Annotated in this window: 25 protein-coding genes and 2 pseudogenes; 8 read left to right on the forward strand and 19 right to left on the reverse strand. The window is 51.9% G+C overall.

Annotation, left to right across the window (positions count from 1 at the left end; genetic code table 11):
- On the forward strand, positions 1-201 hold a 201-nt coding region (locus tag ACJ8QI_RS24905), incomplete at its 5' end, for a hypothetical protein (RefSeq protein WP_442533201.1).
- A 78-nt stretch (positions 202-279) separates the two neighbouring features.
- Here the strand turns inward: ACJ8QI_RS24905 and ACJ8QI_RS24910 are convergent.
- A pseudogene (locus tag ACJ8QI_RS24910) lies at positions 280-1038 on the reverse strand (tyrosine-type recombinase/integrase); the annotation flags it as partial.
- A gap of 90 nt (positions 1039-1128) precedes the next feature.
- Here ACJ8QI_RS24910 and ACJ8QI_RS24915 point away from each other — a divergent pair.
- Positions 1129-2357, forward strand: a protein-coding gene (locus tag ACJ8QI_RS24915) for an IS3-like element IS2 family transposase (RefSeq protein WP_152924612.1) whose coding sequence is annotated in 2 segments (ribosomal slippage) — positions 1129-1444 and positions 1444-2357 — 1230 coding nt in all. Because the reading frame shifts where the segments join, the coding sequence is not laid out codon by codon here.
- The gene (locus ACJ8QI_RS24920; RefSeq protein WP_089634947.1) at positions 2342-2911 is read left to right on the forward strand and encodes a hypothetical protein; all 570 of its coding nucleotides are present in this window, start codon (positions 2342-2344) and stop codon (positions 2909-2911) included. The genes ACJ8QI_RS24915 and ACJ8QI_RS24920 overlap by 16 nt, the downstream gene beginning before the upstream one ends.
- 467 nt (positions 2912-3378) lie before the next feature.
- Here ACJ8QI_RS24920 and ACJ8QI_RS24925 read toward each other — a convergent pair.
- A pseudogene (locus tag ACJ8QI_RS24925) lies at positions 3379-3602 on the reverse strand (single-stranded DNA-binding protein).
- 970 nt (positions 3603-4572) lie between these two features.
- Here ACJ8QI_RS24925 and ltrA point away from each other — a divergent pair.
- Positions 4573-6240 (forward strand): group II intron reverse transcriptase/maturase, encoded by a 1668-nt coding sequence (gene ltrA / locus ACJ8QI_RS24930; protein ID WP_012372796.1) that lies wholly within the window; start codon positions 4573-4575, stop codon positions 6238-6240.
- A gap of 312 nt (positions 6241-6552) precedes the next feature.
- Here the strand turns inward: ltrA and ACJ8QI_RS24935 are convergent, their stop codons facing one another.
- The 15 genes from ACJ8QI_RS24935 to ccdA all read right to left on the reverse strand — a co-directional run bounded on the left by ACJ8QI_RS24935 (position 6553) and on the right by ccdA (position 17776).
- A complete protein-coding gene (locus ACJ8QI_RS24935) occupies positions 6553-6744 on the reverse strand; it encodes a hypothetical protein (protein WP_001027495.1) in 192 nt (63 codons plus the stop codon).
- Complete coding sequence (locus ACJ8QI_RS24940; RefSeq protein WP_000271685.1) at positions 6741-7163, reverse strand: DUF1380 family protein; 423 nt, start codon at positions 7161-7163, stop codon at positions 6741-6743. The genes ACJ8QI_RS24935 and ACJ8QI_RS24940 overlap by 4 nt, the downstream gene beginning before the upstream one ends.
- Positions 7164-7209: 46 nt before the next feature.
- The gene (locus ACJ8QI_RS24945; RefSeq protein ID WP_001546490.1) at positions 7210-7635 is read right to left on the reverse strand and encodes an antirestriction protein; all 426 of its coding nucleotides are present in this window, start codon (positions 7633-7635) and stop codon (positions 7210-7212) included.
- Between the two features lie 413 nt (positions 7636-8048).
- Complete coding sequence (locus tag ACJ8QI_RS24950) at positions 8049-8819, reverse strand: hypothetical protein (RefSeq protein ID WP_001006251.1); 771 nt, start codon at positions 8817-8819, stop codon at positions 8049-8051.
- 44 nt (positions 8820-8863) lie between these two features.
- On the reverse strand, positions 8864-9382 hold the full coding sequence (locus ACJ8QI_RS24955; RefSeq protein ID WP_223349485.1) for a DUF1380 family protein: 519 nt from the start codon (positions 9380-9382) through the stop codon (positions 8864-8866).
- Positions 9312-9533, reverse strand: coding sequence for a hypothetical protein (locus ACJ8QI_RS24960; protein WP_001104873.1), 222 nt, complete (start codon positions 9531-9533; stop codon positions 9312-9314). The genes ACJ8QI_RS24955 and ACJ8QI_RS24960 overlap by 71 nt, the downstream gene beginning before the upstream one ends.
- Positions 9534-10217 (reverse strand): DNA methylase, encoded by a 684-nt coding sequence (locus tag ACJ8QI_RS24965; protein WP_032181561.1) that lies wholly within the window; start codon positions 10215-10217, stop codon positions 9534-9536. It abuts the gene before it with no gap.
- Between the two features lie 76 nt (positions 10218-10293).
- Positions 10294-10605: a hypothetical protein gene (locus tag ACJ8QI_RS24970; protein WP_012615291.1), complete on the reverse strand. Its 312-nt coding sequence runs from the start codon at positions 10603-10605 to the stop codon at positions 10294-10296.
- Positions 10602-11504, reverse strand: coding sequence for a DUF1281 domain-containing protein (locus tag ACJ8QI_RS24975; RefSeq protein WP_064766247.1), 903 nt, complete (start codon positions 11502-11504; stop codon positions 10602-10604). Before ACJ8QI_RS24975 ends, ACJ8QI_RS24970 begins: the two co-directional genes overlap by 4 nt.
- A gap of 737 nt (positions 11505-12241) precedes the next feature.
- Complete coding sequence (locus ACJ8QI_RS24980) at positions 12242-13213, reverse strand: ParB/RepB/Spo0J family plasmid partition protein (protein ID WP_000817031.1); 972 nt, start codon at positions 13211-13213, stop codon at positions 12242-12244.
- A complete protein-coding gene (sopA, locus tag ACJ8QI_RS24985; RefSeq protein ID WP_000772446.1) occupies positions 13213-14379 on the reverse strand; it encodes a plasmid-partitioning protein SopA in 1167 nt (388 codons plus the stop codon). Before sopA ends, ACJ8QI_RS24980 begins: the two co-directional genes overlap by 1 nt.
- A 587-nt stretch (positions 14380-14966) precedes the next feature.
- Entirely contained in the window at positions 14967-15722 is a 756-nt protein-coding gene (repE, locus tag ACJ8QI_RS24990) for a replication initiation protein RepE (protein ID WP_000852146.1), read from the reverse strand.
- 721 nt (positions 15723-16443) lie between these two features.
- Positions 16444-17250 (reverse strand): site-specific integrase, encoded by an 807-nt coding sequence (locus tag ACJ8QI_RS24995; protein ID WP_000016970.1) that lies wholly within the window; start codon positions 17248-17250, stop codon positions 16444-16446.
- On the reverse strand, positions 17251-17556 hold the full coding sequence (gene ccdB, locus ACJ8QI_RS25000; protein ID WP_001159871.1) for a type II toxin-antitoxin system toxin CcdB: 306 nt from the start codon (positions 17554-17556) through the stop codon (positions 17251-17253).
- Between the two features lies 1 nt (position 17557).
- Positions 17558-17776: a type II toxin-antitoxin system antitoxin CcdA gene (gene ccdA, locus ACJ8QI_RS25005; RefSeq protein WP_000813630.1), complete on the reverse strand. Its 219-nt coding sequence runs from the start codon at positions 17774-17776 to the stop codon at positions 17558-17560.
- 559 nt (positions 17777-18335) lie between these two features.
- Between ccdA and vapB the strand changes: the two genes are divergently transcribed.
- From vapB to ACJ8QI_RS25025, 4 genes are all read left to right on the forward strand, one after another.
- Positions 18336-18566 carry a type II toxin-antitoxin system VapB family antitoxin gene (gene vapB, locus ACJ8QI_RS25010; protein WP_001261286.1) on the forward strand — a complete coding sequence of 77 codons (231 nt, stop codon included), beginning with the start codon at positions 18336-18338 and terminating at the stop codon, positions 18564-18566.
- Positions 18563-18979, forward strand: a complete 417-nt coding sequence (locus tag ACJ8QI_RS25015) for a type II toxin-antitoxin system VapC family toxin (protein ID WP_001034044.1) — start codon at positions 18563-18565, stop codon at positions 18977-18979. The genes vapB and ACJ8QI_RS25015 overlap by 4 nt, the downstream gene beginning before the upstream one ends.
- Before the next feature lie 74 nt (positions 18980-19053).
- Entirely contained in the window at positions 19054-20619 is a 1566-nt protein-coding gene (locus tag ACJ8QI_RS25020) for an ATP-dependent nuclease (protein ID WP_001128474.1), read from the forward strand.
- Positions 20604-21626 carry a helicase UvrD gene (locus ACJ8QI_RS25025; protein ID WP_000361402.1) on the forward strand — a complete coding sequence of 341 codons (1023 nt, stop codon included), beginning with the start codon at positions 20604-20606 and terminating at the stop codon, positions 21624-21626. Before ACJ8QI_RS25020 ends, ACJ8QI_RS25025 begins: the two co-directional genes overlap by 16 nt.
- Before the next feature lie 253 nt (positions 21627-21879).
- Here the strand turns inward: ACJ8QI_RS25025 and ACJ8QI_RS25030 are convergent, their stop codons facing one another.
- Both ACJ8QI_RS25030 and ACJ8QI_RS25035 read right to left on the reverse strand, forming a co-directional pair.
- The gene (locus ACJ8QI_RS25030; protein WP_071999143.1) at positions 21880-22269 is read right to left on the reverse strand and encodes an IS1 family transposase; all 390 of its coding nucleotides are present in this window, start codon (positions 22267-22269) and stop codon (positions 21880-21882) included.
- A gap of 21 nt (positions 22270-22290) precedes the next feature.
- The coding region (locus tag ACJ8QI_RS25035; protein WP_000308906.1) for an IS1 family transposase at positions 22291-22483 on the reverse strand (193 nt) is incomplete at its 5' end.

A 22483-nucleotide genomic window follows, 5' to 3' on the forward strand; every position in this document is an offset into this window, starting at 1 on the left:
CCAGCGTACGGCCCACAGAATGATGTCACGCTGAAAATGCCGGCCTTTGAATGGGTTCATGTGCAGCTCCATCAGCAAAAGGGGATGATAAGTTTATCACCACCGACTATTTGCAACAGTGCCTTATCTCCTGCTAATTATTATAGTAGACCGTTAGACTGGCCCCCTGAATCTCCAGACAACCAATATCACTTATTGTAAGTTAACGGAATCCCTCTGATCTGTAAGATCAGAGGGAAAGGTTATTGATTGTGAGAATAATTTCAGGACAAAGTGTAATTAACTCTCCTGGCTGGAAAGTGAATCAATGTAGTCAGCGTACCATTGCATCATTTCACGGCGACCATCGAGATACAGGGCATGATTATAGGTACCCCTGATGGAATTTTTATCCACATGAGCTAACTGCATTTCAATCCAGGCAGAATTAAAGCCCTGTTCGTGCAGAATGGTACTCATGGTGTGACGAAAACCATGACCGGTTGCCCTGCCATCGTAACCGATACGTTTGAGCACCATATTGATGCTGGCTTCGCTCATTGGCTTGTTGATATCACAACGTCCCGGAAAAACCAGTCGGTATTGCTCGGAGAAAGTTTTGAGCTGCAGCAGAATGTCAGTGGCCTGTCGTGACAGTGGTACGACATGTTTACGTCGCATTTTCATGCGGCTTTCAGGGATTGTCCACAGGGCATTATCAAAATCAATTTCTGACCATTCAGCGGACCGTAGCTCAATGGTTCTGAGACCCGTCAGAAGCAGAAGATTTGTCGCCATGCGGGTAACAGGACTGCCATGATATTCAGCGAGCTTCCGGAGAAAAACAGGGAGCTCATCTGCTCTCAGGTGGGGGAAATGCGCAGCTTTTGGTGCCGCCAGCGTACTGGTCAGTTCAGATGCCGGATTGACAGTGGCTCGTCCGGTGGCGATAGCATAACGAAAAATCTGATTACAGTATTGGCGGACCTTACGCAGTTTTTCCAGCGAGCCACGTTTTTCTATGCGGCGCAGAATTTCCAGCATTTCCAGCGGGAGGATAGACTGGCCCCCTGAATCTCCAGACAACCAATATCACTTAAATAAGTGATAGTCTTAATACTAGTTTTTAGACTAGTCATTGGAGAGCAGATGATTGATGTCTTAGGACCGGAGAAACGCAGACGGCGTACTACACAGGAAAAGATCGCAATTGTTCAGCAGAGTTTTGAACCGGGAATGACGGTCTCCCTTGTTGCCCGGCAACACGGTGTGGCAGCCAGCCAGTTATTTCTCTGGCGCAAGCAATACCAGGAGGGAAGTCTTACTGCTGTGGCCGCAGGAGAGCAGGTCGTTCCTGCCTCTGAACTTGCTGCTGCCATGAAGCAGATTAAAGAACTCCAGCGCCTGCTCGGCAAAAAAACGATGGAAAATGAACTCCTTAAAGAAGCCGTTGAATACGGGCGTGCAAAAAAGTGGATAGCGCACGCGCCCTTATTGCCCGGGGATGGGGAGTAAGCTTAGTCAGCCGTTGTCTCCGGGTGTTGCGTGCGCAGTTGTACGTCATTCTCAGACGAACCGATGACTGGATGGATGGCCGCCGCAGTCGTCACACTGATGATACGGATGTGCTTCTCCGTATACACCATGTTATCGGAGAGCTGCCCACGTATGGTTATCGTCGGGTATGGGCGCTGCTTCGCAGACAGGCAGAACTTGATGGTATGCCTGCGATCAATGCCAAACGTGTTTACCGGATCATGCGCCAGAATGCGCTGTTGCTTGAGCGAAAACCTGCTGTACCGCCATCGAAACGGGCACATACAGGCAGAGTGGCCGTGAAAGAAAGCAATCAGCGATGGTGCTCTGACGGGTTCGAGTTCTGCTGTGATAACGGAGAGAGACTGCGTGTCACGTTCGCGCTGGACTGCTGTGATCGTGAGGCACTGCACTGGGCGGTCACTACCGGCGGCTTCAACAGTGAAACAGTACAGGACGTCATGCTGGGAGCGGTGGAACGCCGCTTCGGCAACGATCTTCCGTCGTCTCCAGTGGAGTGGCTGACGGATAATGGTTCATGCTACCGGGCTAATGAAACACGCCAGTTCGCCCGGATGTTGGGACTTGAACCGAAGAACACGGCGGTGCGGAGTCCGGAGAGTAACGGAATAGCAGAGAGCTTCGTGAAAACGATAAAGCGTGACTACATCAGTATCATGCCCAAACCAGACGGGTTAACGGCAGCAAAGAACCTTGCAGAGGCGTTCGAGCATTATAACGAATGGCATCCGCATAGTGCACTGGGTTATCGCTCGCCACGGGAATATCTGCGGCAGCAGGCCAGTAATGGGTTAAGTGATAACAGGTGTCTGGAAATATAGGGGCAAATCCAGTTCCTAAATTGCCTCTCCTGGCTGAGTGGGTTGATAAAAATAATGATGATTTATTCGTAAAAGCCAAATCTGAGAAAAAGGAAAGGACTGTAAAGAAACTAAAAAACAGAGGCCTAGCAACAACTTTAGCCAGGATAAATACGTGGATTGATTATGATGATGATGACAATTACAAGTGGGTTACAGAATATTACTTATCGCCTGTTAGTATTGAGTCATTACTAACTTGCTCATATAACTTAATTACTGTGCAGGCAAAATCAAAACACCCTAACATAAACAGTACCAAACTATATATATTACCATTCTTATCGAAGACGAGACTAGTTATTTTATCTTGCATGGCTTTTTATAAACCATCTAGTTGGGACTCTGAAGTGTTGATTGACAATAATATCAAATGGACTCCTCACATAATTGAGCTCATTACCAGCAATGACATCAAAAAACACCTCACTGATTTAGCAAAAAACTTTGAGAATGAAACACTTTACCCCATATTGAAAGCTTTTAAATTGCTACCTGATTCGGATAAAAAATAGAGACAAATAAGATTATTGTAACAATACCCCCCTTCATTTGCCGTTGTTCTTCTACAGCGGCATTATTTACAACATATAAAAAGTGATATCCATATAGAATCCCCCTTTAAAAGACTCCAAATACCAGAATCAAACTATTCAACAAATAGTGTTTTTTCTCAAACAAGACATCGCTAGCGAAAAAATATGAACAGAAATTTCACTACAATAATTGCAGGTAATCAGCACAATTATTATTCATGGTGAATTTTTCTAGCAGTTGGTTACCAGTTACTGCAATTAAGCTAACTGTTAGCCGGTAGAGAGTGAATATTCTCCTGTTACTCCCTGTTCCGCGAAACCATACAAGCTTTCAGCGATGATGTAGTATAAGTAAGCCCTTTTAACCCCGTTAGCGTAGCCGCGCAGTATCGGAAACTTGGTACTGACAAGCCTGCTGGCAGTACTTAAGGGCTGTACGACTGAATTTAAGCGATTTTTTCTTGACAGAACACGGTAGCTGTTGAGTTTCGGGAGCCGCAGTTTTGACGTTTTGCGGGGACCTGCCTTTTGTTCCCTCTGGTATTCACCATCACCTGTTTGAGAACCCTCGCCGCAAGGGGCATCACTGCCACGGCCTGACGCACCTGTCCTGGGCAGAACGCAAAATTTTTTACCGGGTTTTGGGTAAAAAATTTTGTGGGCTGTTCATTTACCCTGGACAGTCAGTGCGGCAGGTTGTGGCTGTATCAGCCCCCGGCGACAGGGGCTTAAACAGGTGTATGGCACCGGACACAACAACGGGCAGGCACCCGCCGCAACGACGAAGAGCGCGTGCGCGAAACGGCGTTGCCCCTCACATCCCGGCGGCCTTTTGCCGGGATGCCAGGAGCGCAGGCCACGGCGCGACAGAGGCGGCGCGACCGTTCGGTCGCTGCAAGCCCGGGGTTTTCACGCATCGGACCGTAGCGACAGCCCGAAACCGCGCCAGCGGGTTCGGCGGAGACTGGCAGGTGCGCCAGCAGCTGCCTGTCGGAGTCGGGCCTGACGACCGGATGCCGCCAGGCAGCCGGGAGCCGAAGGTGCGCGTGCGACAGGAAGTCGCTTAACGTATTGTTTTACATTGATAAAACCAGCTATCCCATTAGCTGTAGCCTACCGGGACAGGCGCTGCCGGCAACGGCGGGGTCTGAAGCTCCCGGGACAACGAGAGCCGGGCGTCAGCCCGGGTAAAGCCCCGTGAGGGGCTTTACCTTGCTGCAAGCATCATGTGGCAGGAGAGCAAGGCTGGTCAGAAGGGTTAACACATGTGAACTGTTGATAAACACCGTTATCGGCAACAGGCCAAAGATGCTGACAGGCCTGAACCAAAAGGTACGGGGTCCGGTTGCTACCTCGCGCACAGGGAGCACATGGGCGCAGAGACCCCCGGTGAAGAGACAGAACCCGCCCTGACCCTCTGTATGTTAAGCGGAACCTGGTAAACCCGTATCGCTGCCTTACAGGCAGGTGAACCGTAAGGAACACTGTAGGCGGTGCGGGCAGAGGAGGACGGAAAAAGCAAATGCCCGGTTGTAATGACCGGGATACGGGGCAGGTTCCCCGACGCGAAAGCGGGCAGACTTCCGTCTGGTCTTTAATTGCATGAAAAGCTGTAAAGCAGTCAAAAGGATATCAGCGAGATGAATACACACATCAGTGTGTCCACGATACCCCACCCGACAGGCTGGCACACCATAGACTGGAAAGCATGCCATGCCCGGGTGCGAAAGCTACAGTTACGGATTGCAAAGGCAACCCGACAGCAACAATGGCGGCAGGTCAGAGAACTACAGCGCATCCTCACCCGCTCATTCTCCGGCAAAGCCGTGGCTGTCAGGCGTGTAACTGAAAATACCGGTAAAAGGACACCCGGTATTGACGGAAAAATATGGCACACACCGAAGGAGAAATGGGAAGGAATATGCAGCCTGAATCTGTGTGGTTACAGGCCACAGCCACTACGGCGAATACATATCCCAAAATCAAACGGCAAAACGCGACCGCTGGGCATACCCACAATGAGGGACCGGGCCATGCAGGCACTGTGGCTGCTGGCTCTGGAACCCGTATCCGAGACCACTGCTGACCATAACAGCTATGGTTTCAGACCAATGCGCAGCACGCATGACGCCATTGAGTCCATTTTTCTGCGGATGAGCCAGAAAGTATCGCCCAAATGGATACTGGAGGGCGATATTAAAGGGTGTTTCGATAACATCAGCCATGACTGGCTGCTTTCCCATATTCCGATGGACAGGAGACTGCTTAAAAAATGGTTGAAAGCAGGTTACATGGAAAGAGGCGTGTTTAACCATACGAACAGCGGGACACCGCAGGGAGGCATCATATCCCCTGTTCTCGCCAACATGGCTCTGGACGGACTGGAGAAGGAACTGATGCAAACGTTCAGGAAAAGTGGTTATCACAGTGCAAAGCACCAGGTGAATTATGTGAGATATGCTGATGATTTCATCTGTTCAGGCAGCTCCCGTGAATTGCTGGAAAATGAGGTCAGACCACTGATTGCAGCTTTCATGCGCGAACGAGGGCTGGAACTGTCGGAAGAAAAAACCGCGATTACACATATAGATAAAGGCTTCGACTTTTTAGGGCAGAACGTCAGGAAGTACAACGGTAAAATGCTGATTAAACCGTCGAAGAAAAACCTGAAGAACTTCCTCTGTAAAGTCAGAGAAATAATTAAACGCAATCCGACGCTCCCGGCATGGAAACTGATAGGCCAGCTAAACCCGGTAATCCGGGGATGGGCTACCTATCACCGACACGTCGTGGCGAAAGAAACATTTAATTATGTCGACACCCAAATCTGGCGAGCTATATGGCGATGGTGTGTAAGAAGGCACCCCCGAAAAGGATTGCGGTGGATCGCCGGACGATACTTCTCCTTTGAAGGCAGGCGCTGGATCTTTAAAGCCATAACCCCGGAAGGGAAAATTCTGACTCTCTTCCGGGCAATGGAAACACCGATAAAGCGCCATATAAAAATCAAAGGCGAAGCAACACCATACACCCCCGGAATGGAAATCTACTTTGAACGTCGTCTGGATCTAATCTGGAAAGGCAAATCAAAGAAGATGAAGACAGTAGTTCAACTCTGGAAGAGGCAGGGGAAACACTGTCCGCAGTGCGGACAACCCATAACCAACCAGACCGGATGGAATATACATCACCGGATCAGGAAAGTTATGGGCGGCAGTGACGAACTGACCAATCTCGAGTTGTTACATCCGAACTGCCACCGACAGTTACACAGCAGGGAAGCCGGTGCTCACCGAAAGCACTTATAAAGGCTTGAGCGGAGTGCGGGGAAACTCGCACGCTCCGTTCTTAGGGGGCGGCGGCGCAGCAATGTGCCGCTGCTACCCGACCCGGCAGACAGAACAACACTGCAGTAGTCAGAATCAGAGCAGCAGATAAAGGAACAACAACATCAGGAACAGTTCCATAACATAAGAAAGAAACACTCCTGAGTCAGACACATCACAGACGGGAAGGGTAACGGGCGACGCGCCAGCGTGGCCCGCTTCCCTTCCGGCAGGCGTCAGCCTGCCAGGGGTTTTCGCGCGGGCTGACAGGCGGCCTTCACCGCCTGCCCTGTATCACCTGTTTCTGCTGCCCTGTAAGATGTAGTGACCGCCCAGGAAAACAGCCTGCTGATTCGCCACAAAATCGCAGATTTCATCAACAATCTGCGCGGTGGTGAGCGGTTTCTGCCCCATTTCACGACGTCGCGCATTAATCACGGCTTTGTAATTGCGCAGAATTTCGCGGGTTTCTGTGCTGATATTCATGACATGTGCTCCCCGTCCAGCGCCTGTAACACAACGTCCATTGCTTCGCGTTCCTCCCTGACGAACGCATCACCGTCGCCCCCGTTCTCACTCCCGACGGCATACAGGCGCTTCATTTCACTGCCTGCCAGCGCCATCACTTTTTCCAGCATCACCGCCGGAACTGTCACCTGACGGCTGGCACGCTTTTCTTCCATCAGCTCACGAACAACGTCGTGAACAATGCTGACATCCGCACCATATTCAAAGGCATCGTCCAGCCGCTGCATGACGGTTTCCAGCTCATCGTCTGACAGGTTCCAGTCCTGGGCTATGTGGCGCACATCCCCACGGGTCAGCACCACGGCAAAAACGCATTCACTGTCCGGCACGTCTGTATCCAGTACATCGCGGATGATTTCTTTAACAGTACAGTACATGTTCTCGTCTCCTTTACAGGGGCGGCATTGCCGCCCCGTCCGTTAATCAGTCCAGTGCCGCGTAAATCGCGTTGCATTCGGGGTGAAATTCGATGTGGCTCCACAACTGCGCATCGCGCATCCTGTACAGGTGTGTCAACCCTGCATCCCCGCTGTCGTGGTACAGCCACAACTGGCGGTTAATCACAAGGGAAGTCAGAATGATGCCTGCGGCATCAGCACTCACGGTACGGTCAAACCAGTTTTCACCGTTGACCAGATGAAAACGGTCGCCATCCGGCATCATGTAACCGCCACCGTCCGGCAGGCGGATGAAGTGCCAGAATCCGCCTTCATATTCCGGCATCATTTTTTTCGCCAGCGCGTATACAGACGCTTCGGCATACAGAAAATCCAGGCCAAACAGGTAAGGCAGAAAAGACAGACGGTCGCACTCTTCAACGTTCAGAGTGACAGGTTTCGCATACTGCATGGGATTTCCTCCGTTGTTCACATATTCCGCGACACCGGGCGGTGCCGTGCCTCCATCTTTGCCGGGCCTGCAGGGTTGCAAGGGCGCAAGGGAAGCCGCAGCCTGACGCGCACGGCTGACGGGAGTTGGAGGGTGAGACCGCGAAATCTGAGCGGGTGAACGACCGGAAAATCACGGCAGACGGGAAGGAGGGACCGGGTGACCGCAGCGGTTCACCTTACCTTGCAACCCGCCCGCAGAAGCCCGGCTACGATGGAGGCACGGCACAGCCCGCACACGACGCTGAGGCCACATAACTGAAAACCCACAAGGCCATGCCCCGCATGGCCGGGTAAAGCGGAGCCTGCGGCGACATCCTTTTGCTCTTTCCGGGGACCGGCTGGAAAAGGCGGAGATTTTCCCCGCCAGCGTCATCATTTCCGGATTTTCGCCAGTGCATCCGCCATGCTGCGGATTTCAGTCCGGGCTTCCAGGACCATCTCCCGCAGAATATCCCGGTCAAACCAGCGACGGGACGGTTCATCAGGTATACGCAGCACATCGCAGGCCAGCCCACTGGACAGGATATGCTCCACACACTCACTGACCAGATACATTTCCACCGACGAAAAACGAGCGCCACGGTTCAGAATGGCATCGAGCACCACGGGCAGATTTTCGTCATCTTCATCAAGCCAGCAGGGGTAATCGCTTTCCTTCACAACCAGACGAAAGCGGCGCGTCTGGCGGGTCAGCAACGTCTGACCGGTGGTGGTCAGCGCCGCCCGGATACGCCGGGCATCTTCTGCCACTTGGTAACAGATGCTTCGTACTGCATTGCGCACTGCATCAAGAACTGCCCTGATTTCGTCTTCGGTCAGCCATTCTCCGGCATACGGGAAAAACACCTGTGTTCCGTCTGCCGGAAGTACCGGCAGCGACTGCCACTGACTGCCGGACAGTACCAGTTCCGCCCCGGTTCCGGTCAGTTTCTGAATGGCGGAGGCCAGGAGCGGCGGCAGTACGCCGCCGTGACGGTTGATAAGTAACGTCGCCAGCCGGGGCACATCCAGCCGCACGTAAATGCTGATCCAGCCCGGATACTTCGGATTACGCTGGTCAACATCCGTCTCTTCCGGCCAGCCCTGCGCCAGCAGCAGGTTGCTGGCGTGGCGATAAATCAGTGCATTCAGCGTTTCGTTCATGATTCATGGTCTCCCTGAATCGCCGCCCGCAGGCGGCGATAACATCAGTCGTTTTCGCGTGTGTTGTTTTTCAGCAGGGCGCGGGCCTGATTAACCACCGCCTGTCGGCGGGTGACGCATTCCGGGACGGCGAGGCCGTTATCACGGGCGGCCCACTCACGTTTCCACAGTGCCTGTTCGGCGGTCTGAATCAGGGACGCCAGCAGTTCAGCAGGGACGGTCACCTGGCGGTTTTCTCTCACGTTATTGATAATCTCCATCGCCGCACCGGAAGAAATACCGGATTCAGTCCGCTGGTCTTCCGGGATGTCCTCCAGGCGCGCCAGGACGGTTCTGATTTCATGATCGGACAGAGAAATATCCATTCCGTCAGCGAGGGCCTGAATCTCTTCCGGGGACCAGATAAGCAGCATCAGCGGCGTGTTTCCCGGATACTTTGCTGCCAGCTCCCGGCATAGCGTTTCGCATGTTCCGTACATTCTCGTCTCCTTCTCAATCTTTGAAGCAGGAATCCAGTTCCAGAATTTCGGTATACGCCTCCATGAACAGGCGATTGGCGCGATACAGCGTCTGGCGTGTCAGGCGTTCAACAAGCACATCGGAATCAAAGCGACAGCGATGCTCCATATCGTTCAGCCTGGCCCGAAGGTCACACATGGTGTTGGCCACCTCCGCCACGTCGGCGCGAAGTTTTTCGTGTCCGGCATAGTTCATTTACGCAGCCTCCGGTTCAAACCAGTTATCATTCGCGGCCCCCTGCTGCATGGCCCGTTGCACGGCGGCCAGTCGTTGCTGTCCGGCACGGTGATACTGTTCAAGCAGCTCGATACCGATATACCGGCGTCCGGACTGGAGGGCAACGACGCAGGTTGAGCCGCTGCCTGCAAACGGGTCCAGCACAATTGCGTTCGGGTGTGTGAAGCTCTCAATCAGCGGTTGCAGGCTGGTAACGGGCTTTTCCGTCGGGTGATGACGATTGCCCGAATATTTCCAGCCCAGCACGTCCGGCAGCGGGTTTTGTGGCAGACGTGGACGGCCTTTTGCCAGGATGTAGGCGCATTCGTGGCGATAGCCCACATATGCGGCCTTCGATGTGTAGTTTTTGGTGAAGACCAGGTGACCAACAACGCTGAATCCCGCATTTTTCCAGGCGGCCATAAAGCGATCGACGCGGTTCCAGCCGTAGAAGCTCACCATCAGCGCGTCTTTTTTGAGTACGCGGTACATTTCATTACAGGCCGGTTGCAGCCATTCATCGGTTTTATCGCCGGCGATGGTGCGCCCGAAACGGTCACGAAAACCGACGAGGTACGGCGGGTCAGTCAGTATGAAATCAATGGCGTTATCAGGAATACGGGCCATAACATCGATGCAGTTACCGAGGACAAAACGGGACATAACAACGCTCCTTCTCTTACAGAGGACACCGGGAGGGCACCCCTGTGGTGCCCGTTCCCCGCTGCCTGTGGGCTGTTCACCGCGTCCGGTAACGGGTCAGGCCGACCGTGGAATACCGCAGCCGTCGTCTTTCTGACGGCAAGGCTATGCCGCGAAAGCGGCTTGAAGGGCGTTCATCAGAAAAGGGCGACGGGCTGGCGTACACTGTCACCGGTGCCAGCCGGGAGCGGTAAAAGCGCCCGTCCCGTGCCCACCGGACGCGGGACACTGACCACAGGCAGCGTTCCTGCCGCGCCGCGTCAGCCGGCGCAGTAAAAAGAGGAGCCCGGCGACATCCTTTACCGGAAAAGAAACGGGCGGTTGCCCGCCCGTCTCCGTCATACTTCATCCGCCATAATGCGCCACATTGTCGACTATCCACGCAGGTCCGGTGACTTCCGGCAGCTCATCGTCATCTGTCGGGGAAGACCATTCCAGCTCCCCCCACAGCACATCAACAAGCTCGCCACGCTCATATCGCTGCCAGCCACAGAAATTGCAGCCCTGTTCGGCATACCAGTGCTCCATTGTGCAGCTGAAACGGCGGCTTAATTCTGCAATAACGTCGCTTTCCGGCTGACACCACGGCGTGTCGAAATCCACCTGAATGAAGTTGTCTCCCTGACTGCTGATATTCACCTCATACCCCACAGGCCACTTCACGCCATACTGTTCCGTATACCAGTGATATGCAGAAAGAACACCGTTCAGAACACCACCGTTAAAGCCATTCACTTCAACATCCAGGCGGGTGGGCAGAACCGTCAGCAGGTCAAACGGCATGGTTTTTTCCGGCAGTACGTTGTCACACAGACGGTTCCACCACACCGATACAGCCTCGTTACTCCAGAAGCCACACCAGTCACCTCTTTTTGCGGTGAAAAGTGCGGTGATGGTATCCCTGACATCGTCCGGTAATCCTTCCCAGCGACGCTGTCCAGTACCGCTCTGCAGCCAGAGTTCATGCAGCATCAGGCAGTTTTGCTCATCCAGCAGTACACCGTCCTGCAGGTGTGTCAGCCAGCGGGTGAACGCGATATTCTCCGGCGATACAACGCCACGCCCGGCAGCCGTCAGTCCGGGGCATGGTTCAAACCGCACATCTTCAGTGGTCTGCAGAAGTCCGGCACTTCCGGCCAGAAACAGCTGAATACCTTCATTTGTGGCGCGGCGATAAAGTGGTGTGACTGCACCGCTGGCCAGTCGTTTAATCTCAGCGATCTGTGCCGGTTCACCAGAAAAATACATACGATTCGAGCACCAGTTTGGCATGGGAATTCTCCTCTCACATGCGGCCTCCATCAGGCCGTGCCGCACCTGTAACCGGGCGACCGCATACGAATGCAGGTGCGGCCCCGAAGCCGCAGCGCGTGGAGGAGGAACGACGAAACGTGACCGGGTGAGGAGGCCGGCGACAGCGACACACTTGCATCGGATGCAGCCCGGTTAACGTGCCGGCACGGCCTGGGTAACCAGGTATTTTGTCCACATAACCGTGCGCAAAATGTTGTGGATAAGCAGGACACAGCAGCAATCCACAGCAGGCATACAACCGCACACCGAGGTTACTCCGTTCTACAGGTTACGACGACATGTCAATACTTGCCCTTGACAGGCATTGATGGAATCGTAGTCTCACGCTGATAGTCTGATCGACAATACAAGTGGGACCGTGATCCCAGACCGATAATCAGACCGACAACACGAGTGGGATCGTGGTCCCAGACTAATAATCAGACCGACGATACGAGTGGGACCGTGGTCCCAGACTAATAATCAGACCGACGATACGAGTGGGACCATGGTCCCAGACTAATAATCAGACCGACGATACGAGTGGGACCGTGGTCCCAGACTAATAATCAGACCGACGATACAAGTGGAACAGTGGGCCCAGAGAGAATATTCAGGCCAGTTATGCTTTCTGGCCTGTAACAAAGGACATTAAGTAAAGACAGATAAACGTAGACTAAAACGTGGTCGCATCAGGGTGCTGGCTTTTCAAGTTCCTTAAGAATGGCCTCAATTTTCTCTATACACTCAGTTGGAACACGAGACCTGTCCAGGTTAAGCACCATTTTATCGCCCTTATACAATACTGTCGCTCCAGGAGCAAACTGATGTCGTGAGCTTAAACTAGTTCTTGATGCAGATGACGTTTTAAGCACAGAAGTTAAAAGAGTGATAACTTCTTCAGCTTCAAATATCACCCCAGCTTTTTTCTGCTCATGAAGGTTAGATGCCTGCTGCTTAAGTAATTCCTCTTTATCTGTAAAGGCTTTTTGAAGTGCATCACCTGACCGGGCAGATAGTTCACCGGGGTGAGAAAAAAGAGCAACAACTGATTTAGGCAATTTGGCTGTGTTGATACAGCGGGTAATAATCTTACGTGAAATATTTTCCGCATCAGCCAGCGCAGAAATATTTCCAGCAAATTCATTCTGCAATCGGCTTGCATAACGCTGACCACGTTCATAAGCACTTGTTGGGCGATAATCGTTACCCAATCTGGATAATGCAGCCATCTGCTCATCATCCAGCTCGCCAACCAGAACACGATAATCACTTTCGGTAAGTGCAGCAGCTTTACGACGGCGACTCCCATCGGCAATTTCTATGACACCAGATACTCTTCGACCGAACGCCGGTGTCTGTTGACCAGTCAGTAGAAAAGAAGGGATGAGATCATCCAGTGCGTCCTCAGTAAGCAGCTCCTGGTCACGTTCATTACCTGACCATACCCGAGAGGTCTTCTCAACACTATCACCCCGGAGCACTTCAAGAGTAAACTTCACATCCCGACCACATACAGGCAAAGTAATGGCATTACCGCGAGCCATTACTCCTACGCGCGCAATTAACGAATCCACCATCGGGGCAGCTGGTGTCGATAACGAAGTATCTTCAACCGGTTGAGTATTGAGCGTATGTTTTGGAATAACAGGCGCACGCTTCATTATCTAATCTCCCAGCGTGGTTTAATCAGACGATCGAAAATTTCATTGCAGACAGGTTCCCAAATAGAAAGAGCATTTCTCCAGGCACCAGTTGAAGAGCGTTGATCAATGGCCTGTTCAAAAACAGTTCTCATCCGGATCTGACCTTTACCAACTTCATCCGTTTCACGTACAACATTTTTTAGAACCATGCTTCCCCAGGCATCCCGAATTTGCTCCTCCATCCACGGGGACTGAGAGCCATTACTATTGCTGTATTTGGTAAGCAAAATACGTACATCAGGCTCGAACCCTTTAAGATCAACGTTCTTGAGCAGATCACGAAGCATATCGAAAAACTGCAGTGCGGAGGTGTAGTCAAACAACTCAGCAGGCGTGGGAACAATCAGCACATCAGCAGCACATACGACATTAATCGTGCCGATACCCAGGTTAGGCGCGCTGTCAATAACTATGACATCATAGTCATGAGCAACAGTTTCAATGGCCAGTCGGAGCATCAGGTGTGGATCGGTGGGCAGTTTACCTTCATCAAATTTGCCCATTAACTCAGTTTCAATACGGTGCAGAGCCAGACAGGAAGGAATAATGTCAAGCCCCGGCCAGCAAGTGGGCTTTATTGCATAAGTGACATCGTCCTTTTCCCCAAGATAGAAAGGCAGGAGAGTGTCTTCTGCATGAATATGAAGATCTGGTACCCATCCGTGATACATTGAGGCTGTTCCCTGGGGGTCGTTACCTTCCACGAGCAAAACACGTAGCCCCTTCAGAGCCAGATCCTGAGCAAGATGAACAGAAACTGAGGTTTTGTAAACGCCACCTTTATGGGCAGCAACCCCGATCACCGGTGGAAATACGTCTTCAGCACGTCGCAATCGCGTACCAAACACATCACGCATATGATTAATTTGTTCAATTGTATAACCAACACGTTGCTCAACCCGTCCTCGAATTTCCATATCCGGGTGCGGTAGTCGCCCTGCTTTCTCGGCATCTCTGATAGCCTGAGAAGAAACCCCAACTAAATCCGCTGCTTCACCTATTCTCCAGCGCCGGGTTATTTTCCTCGCTTCCGGGCTGTCATCATTAAACTGTGCAATGGCGATAGCCTTCGTCATTTCATGACCAGCGTTTATGCACTGGTTAAGTGTTTCCATGAGTTTCATTCTGAACATCCTTTAATCATTGCTTTGCGTTTTTTTATTAAATCTTGCAATTTACTGCAAAGCAACAACAAAATCGCAAAGTCATCAAAAAACCGCAAAGTTGTTTAAAATAAGAGCAACACTACAAAAGGAGATAAGAAGAGCACATACCTCAGTCACTTATTATCACTAGCGCTCGCCGCAGCCGTGTAACCGAGCATAGCGAGCGAACTGGCGAGGAAGCAAAGAAGAACTGTTCTGTCAGATAGCTCTTACGCTCAGCGCAAGAAGAAATATCCACCGTGGGAAAAACTCCAGGTAGAGGTACACACGCGGATAGCCAATTCAGAGTAATAAACTGTGATAATCAACCCTCATCAATGATGACGAACTAACCCCCGATATCAGGTCACATGACGAAGGGAAAGAGAAGGAAATCAACTGTGACAAACTGCCCTCAAATTTGGCTTCCTTAAAAATTACAGTTCAAAAAGTATGAGAAAATCCATGCAGGCTGAAGGAAACAGCAAAACTGTGACAAATTACCCTCAGTAGGTCAGAATAAATGTGACGAACCACCCTCAAATCTGTGACAGATAACCCTCAGACTATCCTGTCGTCATGGAAGTGATATCGCGGAAGGAAAATACGATATGAGTCGTCTGGCGGCCTTTCTTTTTCTCAATGTATGAGAGGCGCATTGGAGTTCTGCTGTTGATCTCATTAACACAGACCTGCAGGAAGCGGCGGCGGAAGTCAGGCATACGCTGGTAACTTTGAGGCAGCTGGTAACGCTCTATGATCCAGTCGATTTTCAGAGAGACGATGCCTGAGCCATCCGGCTTACGATACTGACACAGGGATTCGTATAAACGCATGGCATACGGATTGGTGATTTCTTTTGTTTCACTAAGCCGAAACTGCGTAAACCGGTTCTGTAACCCGATAAAGAAGGGAATGAGATATGGGTTGATATGTACACTGTAAAGCCCTCTGGATGGACTGTGCGCACGTTTGATAAACCAGGGAAAAGATTCATAGCCTTTTTCATCGCCGGCATCCTCTTCAGGGCGATAAAAAACCACTTCCTTCCCCGCGAAACTCTTCAATGCCTGCCGTATATCCTTACTGGCTTCCGCAGAGGTCAATCCGAATATTTCAGCATATTTAGCAACATGGATCTCGCAGATACCGTCATGTTCCTGTAGGGTGCCATCAGATTTTCTGATCTGGTCAACGAACAGATACAGCATACGTTTTTGATCCCGGGAGAGACTATATGCCGCCTCAGTGAGGTCGTTTGACTGGACGATTCGCGGGCTATTTTTACGTTTCTTGTGATTGATAACCGCTGTTTCCGCCATGACAGATCCATGTGAAGTGTGACAAGTTTTTAGATTGTCACACTAAATAAAAAAGAGTCAATAAGCAGGGATAACTTTGCGAAAAAACAGCTTCTTCTGAGGGCAATTTGTCACAGGGTTAAGGGCAATTTGTCACAACACCTTCTCTAGAACCAGCATGGATAAAGGCCTACAAGGCGCTCTAAAAAAGAAGATCTAAAAACTATAAAAAAAATAATTATAAAAATATCCCCGTGGATAAGTGGATAACCCCAAGGGAAGTTTTTTCAGGCATCGTGTGTAAGCAGAATATATAAGTGCTGTTCCCTGGTGCTTCCTCGCTCACTCGAGGGCTTCGCCCTGTCGCTCGACTGCGGCGAGCACTACTGGCTGTAAAAGGACAGACCAAACATCATGGTTCTGTGTTCATTAGGTTGTTCTGTCCATTGCTGACATAATCCGCTCCACTTCAACGTAACACCGCACGAAGATTTCTATTGTTCCTGAAGGCATATTCAAATCGTTTTCGTTACCGCTTGCAGGCATCATGACAGAACACTACTTCCTATAAACGCTACACAGGCTCCTGAGATTAATAATGCGGATCTCTACGATAATGGGAGATTTTCCCGACTGTCTCGTTCGCTTCTCAGTGGATAACAGCCAGCTTCTCTGTTTAACAGACAAAAACAGCATATCCACTCAGTTCCACATTTCCATATAAAGGCCAAGGCATTTATTCTCAGGATAATTGTTTCAGCATCGCAACCGCATCAGACTCCGGCATCGCAAACTGCACCCGGTGCCGGGCAGCCACATCCAGCGCAAAAACCTTCGTGTAGACTTCCGTTGAACTGATGGACTTATGTCCCATCAGGCTTTGCAGAACTTTCAGCGGTATACCGGCATACAGCATGTGCATCGCATAGGAATGGCGGAACGTATGTGGTGTGACCGGAACAGAGAACGTCACACCGTCAGCAGCAGCGGCGGCAACCGCCTCCCCAATCCAGGTCCTGACCGTTCTGTCCGTCACTTCCCAGATCCGCGCTTTCTCTGTCCTTCCTGTGCGACGGTTACGCCGCTCCATGGGTATTTTCAGTGTTGCCACCATCGTCTGCAGCTGGCTGACGTACCAGGAGTCAGAGAGCGGAACCAGCCGGTGAGTCTGCTGACCGGCGGGCATTCTCCCCGCCGTCCTGGCAGCTTTTTCGGTCCGTTGTTTCAGGGTCGCAAGCTGCACAAACGGATACGGAGGCGTGAGCGAAAAATCCCCCCGCGTCAGCGCTAGTGCTTCATTAATACGCGCGCCGGTGTTCCACAGAGTGGCCAGCAGCATCTTGCGGCGCAGATCCGGGACATAATGAAGCAGGGCACTCACCTCGGGAGCCAGCAGATATTTCGGCAGTTCATCATGAACCATCGACATCTGGCGGAGTGCCAGAGCTGCCGGATAATCAATGGCAACAGGAAGTTGTGCAGACTGTCCGGCAGAATACACTGCCGGTACCATGGCTGCAGACTGGCTGTGTATAACGGAGCCTGACATTTATATTCCCCAGAACATCAGGTTAATGGCATTTTTGATGTCATTTTCTCGGTGGCTGAGATCAGCCACTTCCTCCCCGATAACGGAGACCGGCACACTGGCCATATCGGTGGTCATCATGCGCCAGCTTTCATCCCCGACATGCACCACCGGGTAAAGCTCACGGGAGACCTTATCTGACAACAGACGTGCACTGGCCAGGGGGATCACCATCCGTCGCCCAGGCGTGTCAATAATGTCACTCTGGACATCCACAAACAGACGATAACGGCTCTCTCTTTTATAGGTGTAAACCTTAAACTGCATTTCACCAGTCCCTGTTCTCGTCGGCAAAAGAGCCGTTCATTTCAATAAACCGGGCGACCTCAGCCATCCCTTCCTGATTTTCTGCCTGCCAGCGTTCGGCACGCAGACGACGGGCTTCATTCTGCAGGGTGGTGCTTACCAGCCCGGAGATATTGACATCATATGCCTTGAGCAACTGATAGCTGTCACTGTCGACGGTGACTGTAATGCGCTGCTTCATAATGCACCTCATCTTACATACTCTCTGTACACCATTAAGTATACACCAGTATTACGCTATAACATGCCTCCGGCAACGGAATATTGTTATCCAGCTATTATTAACACCACCATCAATAACTGACCTGAAAAGTAATCATGACAATAATAACCTGCAATGTAGTAACCATGATAAATTACAGGATGACTGTTTTTCTATGATCCGATTTTTATCGGATTCAGGATTTTCCGGAAGTGAATCAGGATCAGTGAATAAGCGAAGCGATCTTTTCTGCCGCTGATGACTGGCTCGGGAACACGGGAAGAAACACAACATACAGTGTCATGTCAGCGGAGCGGGACACCACATCCTGTGAAAGCGGACCAGCGGGCGGCAGCGAAGGATCCGCGGATCCGGAACCACCAGAAACCGGATCTGCACGGGGAAAGAGAGAAAATAACATAGGCTGAACATATCCATATGCCTGACATCTGCCTATACTAAACATATGCACACACCCGGTGCAATGAACATCATTCCGGATATGCATCACATATCCACACTTACCCGGGAGAGAATCATGAGAACCGTATCCATTTTTAAAAATGGCAACAACCGTGCTATCCGCCTTCCACGCGATCTGGATTTTGAGGGGGTGAGCGAGCTGGAGATCGTCCGGGAAGGGGACAGCATCATTCTGCGCCCCGTCCGGCCGACCTGGGGCTCATTCCTGGAGCTAGAAAAGGCCGATCCGGACTTTATGACGGAGCGCGAGGACGTTGTCAGCGACGAAGGACGAGTTAACCTGTGAACAAGATCTATATGCTCGACACGAACATCTGCTCGTTCATCATGCGCGAGCAACCTGAAGCATTGCTTAAGCACCTGGAGCAGTCGGTGCTGCGCGGTCACCGTATCGTGGTCTCGGCCATCACCTACTCCGAGATGCGCTTCGGTGCCACCGGTCCGAAGGCCTCGCCACGCCACGTGCAACTGGTTGACGCGTTCTGTGAGAGGCTCGATGCCGTCCTGCCGTGGGACCGCGCCGCGGTGGATGCGACCACGGAGATTAAGGTGGCACTGCGTCTCGCCGGCACGCCGATCGGTCCGAACGACACGGCGATAGCCGGACACGCCATCGCTGCCTGTGCCATTCTGGTGACGAATAATGTGAGAGAGTTTGAGCGGGTACCGGGTCTTGTGCTGGAAGACTGGGTAAGATAACGCTGTAAAACAAAACAGGCGGTCAGGCGCGGCCGGCCGCTCTTTCAGGCAGCGGTATATAAAGGAATAAAAAAATGCCACTGATCACGCGGCTTATGCTGCAAAACTTCAAAAAGTTTCCGGAACTGGACCTGCGCTTCAGCAACGATCGTAACATTCTGGTTGGGGACAATGAGTCCGGGAAAAGCACTATTCTGCTGGCTCTTGACCTTGTGCTGAGTGACAGCAGGCATCGGGTTGAGGCGCTGGGGGTGGAATCGCTCCTGTCACAGTCAGCAGTCAGGCATTTTCAGGAAGGTGAGCGCCGTGCCGATCAGTTACCCGTGCTGACCGCTGACGTTTTCCTGAGTAATGGGGGAGAGCCTGACCTGAACGGCAGGCAAAATCTGGCGGGTATCGATGCGGATGGTCTCAGAATGCGCATTGCTCCCATGATGGAGGAATACGGTCAGGATATACACCATGTTTTGCAGCAGGATCCTGATAATTTTCCCTATGAATACTATTCCGTGCAGTTCAGCACATTCTCCGGTGGTCATTTCGCAGGCTTCAGACGCTATCTGCGCCATCTGTTCTTAGACAGTGCACGCATTGATAACGAGCATGCCGCACAGGAGTATACGCGCACAGTTTACAGCGTCAATGTGCCGGTGGCCGATCGGTACCGGCTTGAAAACAGTTACCGGCAACAGAAAATGCACTTCTGCGCCCGGCATCTGTCCGCCATAAACGACACGCTGAAAACGTATCAGTTTGGCGTGCGTTCCGGCGCTAAATCAGGTCTTGAGGCGAACCTGGACATTACTGAGGACGGTATTTCCATTCGTCACCGCGGAAAAGGAAGACAGTGTTTCATCAAAACGGAGTTTGCGCTGCAGCGGCATCAGCAGCAGGGGGGAGAGATCCACGCGCTGTTGCTTGAGGAGCCGGAGAATCATCTCAGCCATGTCAGTATGAAGAGGCTGGTTAATCAGCTTGCCACGGAACGGCAGACGCAGGTGTTTATTGCCACACACAGTAGCCATATCTCCTCCCGCCTCGACCTACGTAAGGCTATTCTCCTCGGAGCTACCCGGCCGGTACTGATGAATGAACTTTCCGCTGAGACTGCCGCCTTCTTCATGAAAGCACCGGATAATAACGTGCTGGAATTTGCGCTGGCCAGACGCGTGCTGCTCGTGGAGGGGGATGCTGAGTTTATTCTGATCGAGGCCTTTTATCACCGCCTGTATGGCAGGGCACCGGAGGATGACGGGGTTCACATCATCGCTATCGGCGGAACGAGTTTCCGTCGTTATCTTGAACTGGCCCGTCTTCTGGAAAATCGTGTCGCGGCCCTTCGCGACAATGACGGCAACTATCAGCAAAATTGCGATGAACGCTATGCTGACGTGCTTTGTTCCCGCTCCCGGGTATTTGCTGACCACGACAACAGCCGCTCCACATTTGAAATCTGCCTGTATCAGGATAATGCCGACCTGTGTGATGCGCTTTTCCGCGGAACCCGCCGGACACTCACGGTTCAGGATTACATGCTGGCCAATAAGGCAGAAGCAGCATTCCAGCTGTTACAGTTGCACGCCGAAAAGCTGACCGTTCCTGATTATATCCAGGAGGCACTGGCATGGATAAGAGAGTGATATTTGCGGTTGCCGGCTCGGGTAAAACCACGCTGCTGATACGTCGGTTAAGAGAGGACCGGCGGACGCTGATCCTGACCTTCACCGTAAATAATGAAGCACATCTGCGGGCGCAGATTATCAGACGCTTTGGCTACATACCGTACGGGATCCGTGTGATGACCTGGTTTGAGTTTCTGCACGGTTTCTGTTTTCGCCCTTTCCTGCAGGAGCAACTGTCATCGCGTGGTCTGAGCTTCAACCAGCCCCCTTCCAGAATACCGCGCACGAATATCCGGCATTATCAGGATCCCGCCGGACGGCTGTATCACCGGCGGCTCGCACACCTGCTGACAGCCCGGGGGTTGCTGCCAGATATCCGTACCCGACTTGCCCGTTACTACGATGAGTTGTTCGTTGATGAAGTCCAGGACTTTGCCGGCCATGACTTTAATTTTCTGCTGGAGCTATGCCGCGCGGAAATCTCAGTGCTGTGCTGCGGGGATTTTTATCAGCATACCTTTGACACAAGCCGCGACGGTAACGTCAATGCTACGCTGCATGAAGACATAACCCGATACGAGGCTCGCTTCAGGGCTGCGGGTATCATGGTGGATTGTGAGACGCTCAGCCGGACATGGCGCTGTTCAGCTACAGTGTGTGAGTTCATTACCGGACAACTGAACATTCGCATTTCGGCTCATGGAACACATACCACCCAGATTGAAATCGTCACGGATGAAGCGCGTTCAGCGGCCCTGCACGCGGACAACACGATGATCAAGCTCTTCTATCGCGAACATCACCGTTACGGATGCCACTCAATGAACTGGGGGGGCAGTAAAGGACTCGACCACTTTCAGGACGTCTGCATCGTGATGGGGGCCAACCACTGGATGCGCCTCATCCAACAGAAGCTGGCAGCACTTCCACCATCATCCCGTAACAGGCTATACGTGGCCTGCTCACGGGCACGGGGCAACATCTATTTTATTCCGGAAAGCCATCTTCGGAGATTCAGAAACTAAGTCAGCGGCTTCTCAACTGGGCACAAGCCGGTAAAAAGTAGTCAACGACAAAACTTCAGGCCGAAAAATGAGGCTCCGGTTTCGCCGGAAACCGGACCTGCGTGGAGGGAAACCCGCAGATGATATGATATTTATCATTAATCGCATAATAAATCCTGGCCTGATATTTACAGGCAGAGAAATAAATCATTCGATATATGATTTTATCGTCATCAGCCATTAACCCCCCAGGAAGCGCGGTAATGACTCCAACTTATTGATAGTGTTTTATGTTCAGATAATGCCCGATGACTTTGTCATGCAGCTCCACCGATTTTGAGAACGACAGCGACTTCCGTCCCAGCCGTGCCAGGTGCTGCCTCAGATTCAGGTTATGCCGCTCAATTCGCTGCGTATATCGCTTGCTGATTACGTGCAGCTTTCCCTTCAGGCGGGATTCATACAGCGGCCAGCCATCCGTCATCCATATCACCACGTCAAAGGGTGACAGCAGGCTCATAAGACGCCCCAGCGTCGCCATAGTGCGTTCACCGAATACGTGCGCAACAACCGTCTTCCGGAGACTGTCATACGCGTAAAACAGCCAGCGCTGGCGCGACATAGCCCCACTGTTCGTCCATTTCCGCGCAGACGATGACGTCACTGCCCGGCTGTATGCGCGAGGTTACCGACTGCGGCCTGAGTTTTTTAAGTGACGTAAAATCGTGTTGAGGCCAACGCCCATAATGCGGGCTGTTGCCCGGCATCCAACGCCATTCATGGCCATATCAATGATTTTCTGGTGCGTACCGGGTTGAGAAGCGGTGTAAGTGAACTGCAGTTGCCATGTTTTACGGCAGTGAGAGCAGAGATAGCGC

It is taken from the genome of Serratia sp. CY84636, from assembly GCF_052166245.1.
GTDB classification, from domain to species: Bacteria; Pseudomonadota; Gammaproteobacteria; order Enterobacterales; family Enterobacteriaceae; genus Serratia; species Serratia nevei.

What these genes read in the sequence shown, in the direction of transcription:
- ACJ8QI_RS24960 (WP_001104873.1), bottom strand. Translation starts at nt 9,533, where the DNA reads ATGAACTATGCCGGACACGAAAAACTTCGCGCCGACGTGGCGGAGGTG.
- ccdA (WP_000813630.1), bottom strand. Translation starts at nt 17,776, where the DNA reads ATGAAGCAGCGCATTACAGTCACCGTCGACAGTGACAGCTATCAGTTG.
- ACJ8QI_RS24935 (WP_001027495.1), bottom strand. Translation starts at nt 6,744, where the DNA reads ATGAATATCAGCACAGAAACCCGCGAAATTCTGCGCAATTACAAAGCC.
- ltrA (WP_012372796.1), top strand. Translation starts at nt 4,573, where the DNA reads ATGAATACACACATCAGTGTGTCCACGATACCCCACCCGACAGGCTGG.
- ACJ8QI_RS24945 (WP_001546490.1), bottom strand. Translation starts at nt 7,635, where the DNA reads ATGCAGTATGCGAAACCTGTCACTCTGAACGTTGAAGAGTGCGACCGT.
- ACJ8QI_RS24965 (WP_032181561.1), bottom strand. Translation starts at nt 10,217, where the DNA reads ATGTCCCGTTTTGTCCTCGGTAACTGCATCGATGTTATGGCCCGTATT.
- sopA (WP_000772446.1), bottom strand. Translation starts at nt 14,379, where the DNA reads ATGAAACTCATGGAAACACTTAACCAGTGCATAAACGCTGGTCATGAA.
- repE (WP_000852146.1), bottom strand. Translation starts at nt 15,722, where the DNA reads ATGGCGGAAACAGCGGTTATCAATCACAAGAAACGTAAAAATAGCCCG.
- ACJ8QI_RS24975 (WP_064766247.1), bottom strand. Translation starts at nt 11,504, where the DNA reads ATGTATTTTTCTGGTGAACCGGCACAGATCGCTGAGATTAAACGACTG.
- ACJ8QI_RS24980 (WP_000817031.1), bottom strand. Translation starts at nt 13,213, where the DNA reads ATGAAGCGTGCGCCTGTTATTCCAAAACATACGCTCAATACTCAACCG.
- ACJ8QI_RS24950 (WP_001006251.1), bottom strand. Translation starts at nt 8,819, where the DNA reads ATGAACGAAACGCTGAATGCACTGATTTATCGCCACGCCAGCAACCTG.
- ACJ8QI_RS25025 (WP_000361402.1), top strand. Translation starts at nt 20,604, where the DNA reads ATGGATAAGAGAGTGATATTTGCGGTTGCCGGCTCGGGTAAAACCACG.
- ccdB (WP_001159871.1), bottom strand. Translation starts at nt 17,556, where the DNA reads ATGCAGTTTAAGGTTTACACCTATAAAAGAGAGAGCCGTTATCGTCTG.
- ACJ8QI_RS24970 (WP_012615291.1), bottom strand. Translation starts at nt 10,605, where the DNA reads ATGAAGTATGACGGAGACGGGCGGGCAACCGCCCGTTTCTTTTCCGGT.
- ACJ8QI_RS24995 (WP_000016970.1), bottom strand. Translation starts at nt 17,250, where the DNA reads ATGTCAGGCTCCGTTATACACAGCCAGTCTGCAGCCATGGTACCGGCA.
- ACJ8QI_RS24940 (WP_000271685.1), bottom strand. Translation starts at nt 7,163, where the DNA reads ATGTACTGTACTGTTAAAGAAATCATCCGCGATGTACTGGATACAGAC.
- vapB (WP_001261286.1), top strand. Translation starts at nt 18,336, where the DNA reads ATGAGAACCGTATCCATTTTTAAAAATGGCAACAACCGTGCTATCCGC.
- ACJ8QI_RS25020 (WP_001128474.1), top strand. Translation starts at nt 19,054, where the DNA reads ATGCCACTGATCACGCGGCTTATGCTGCAAAACTTCAAAAAGTTTCCG.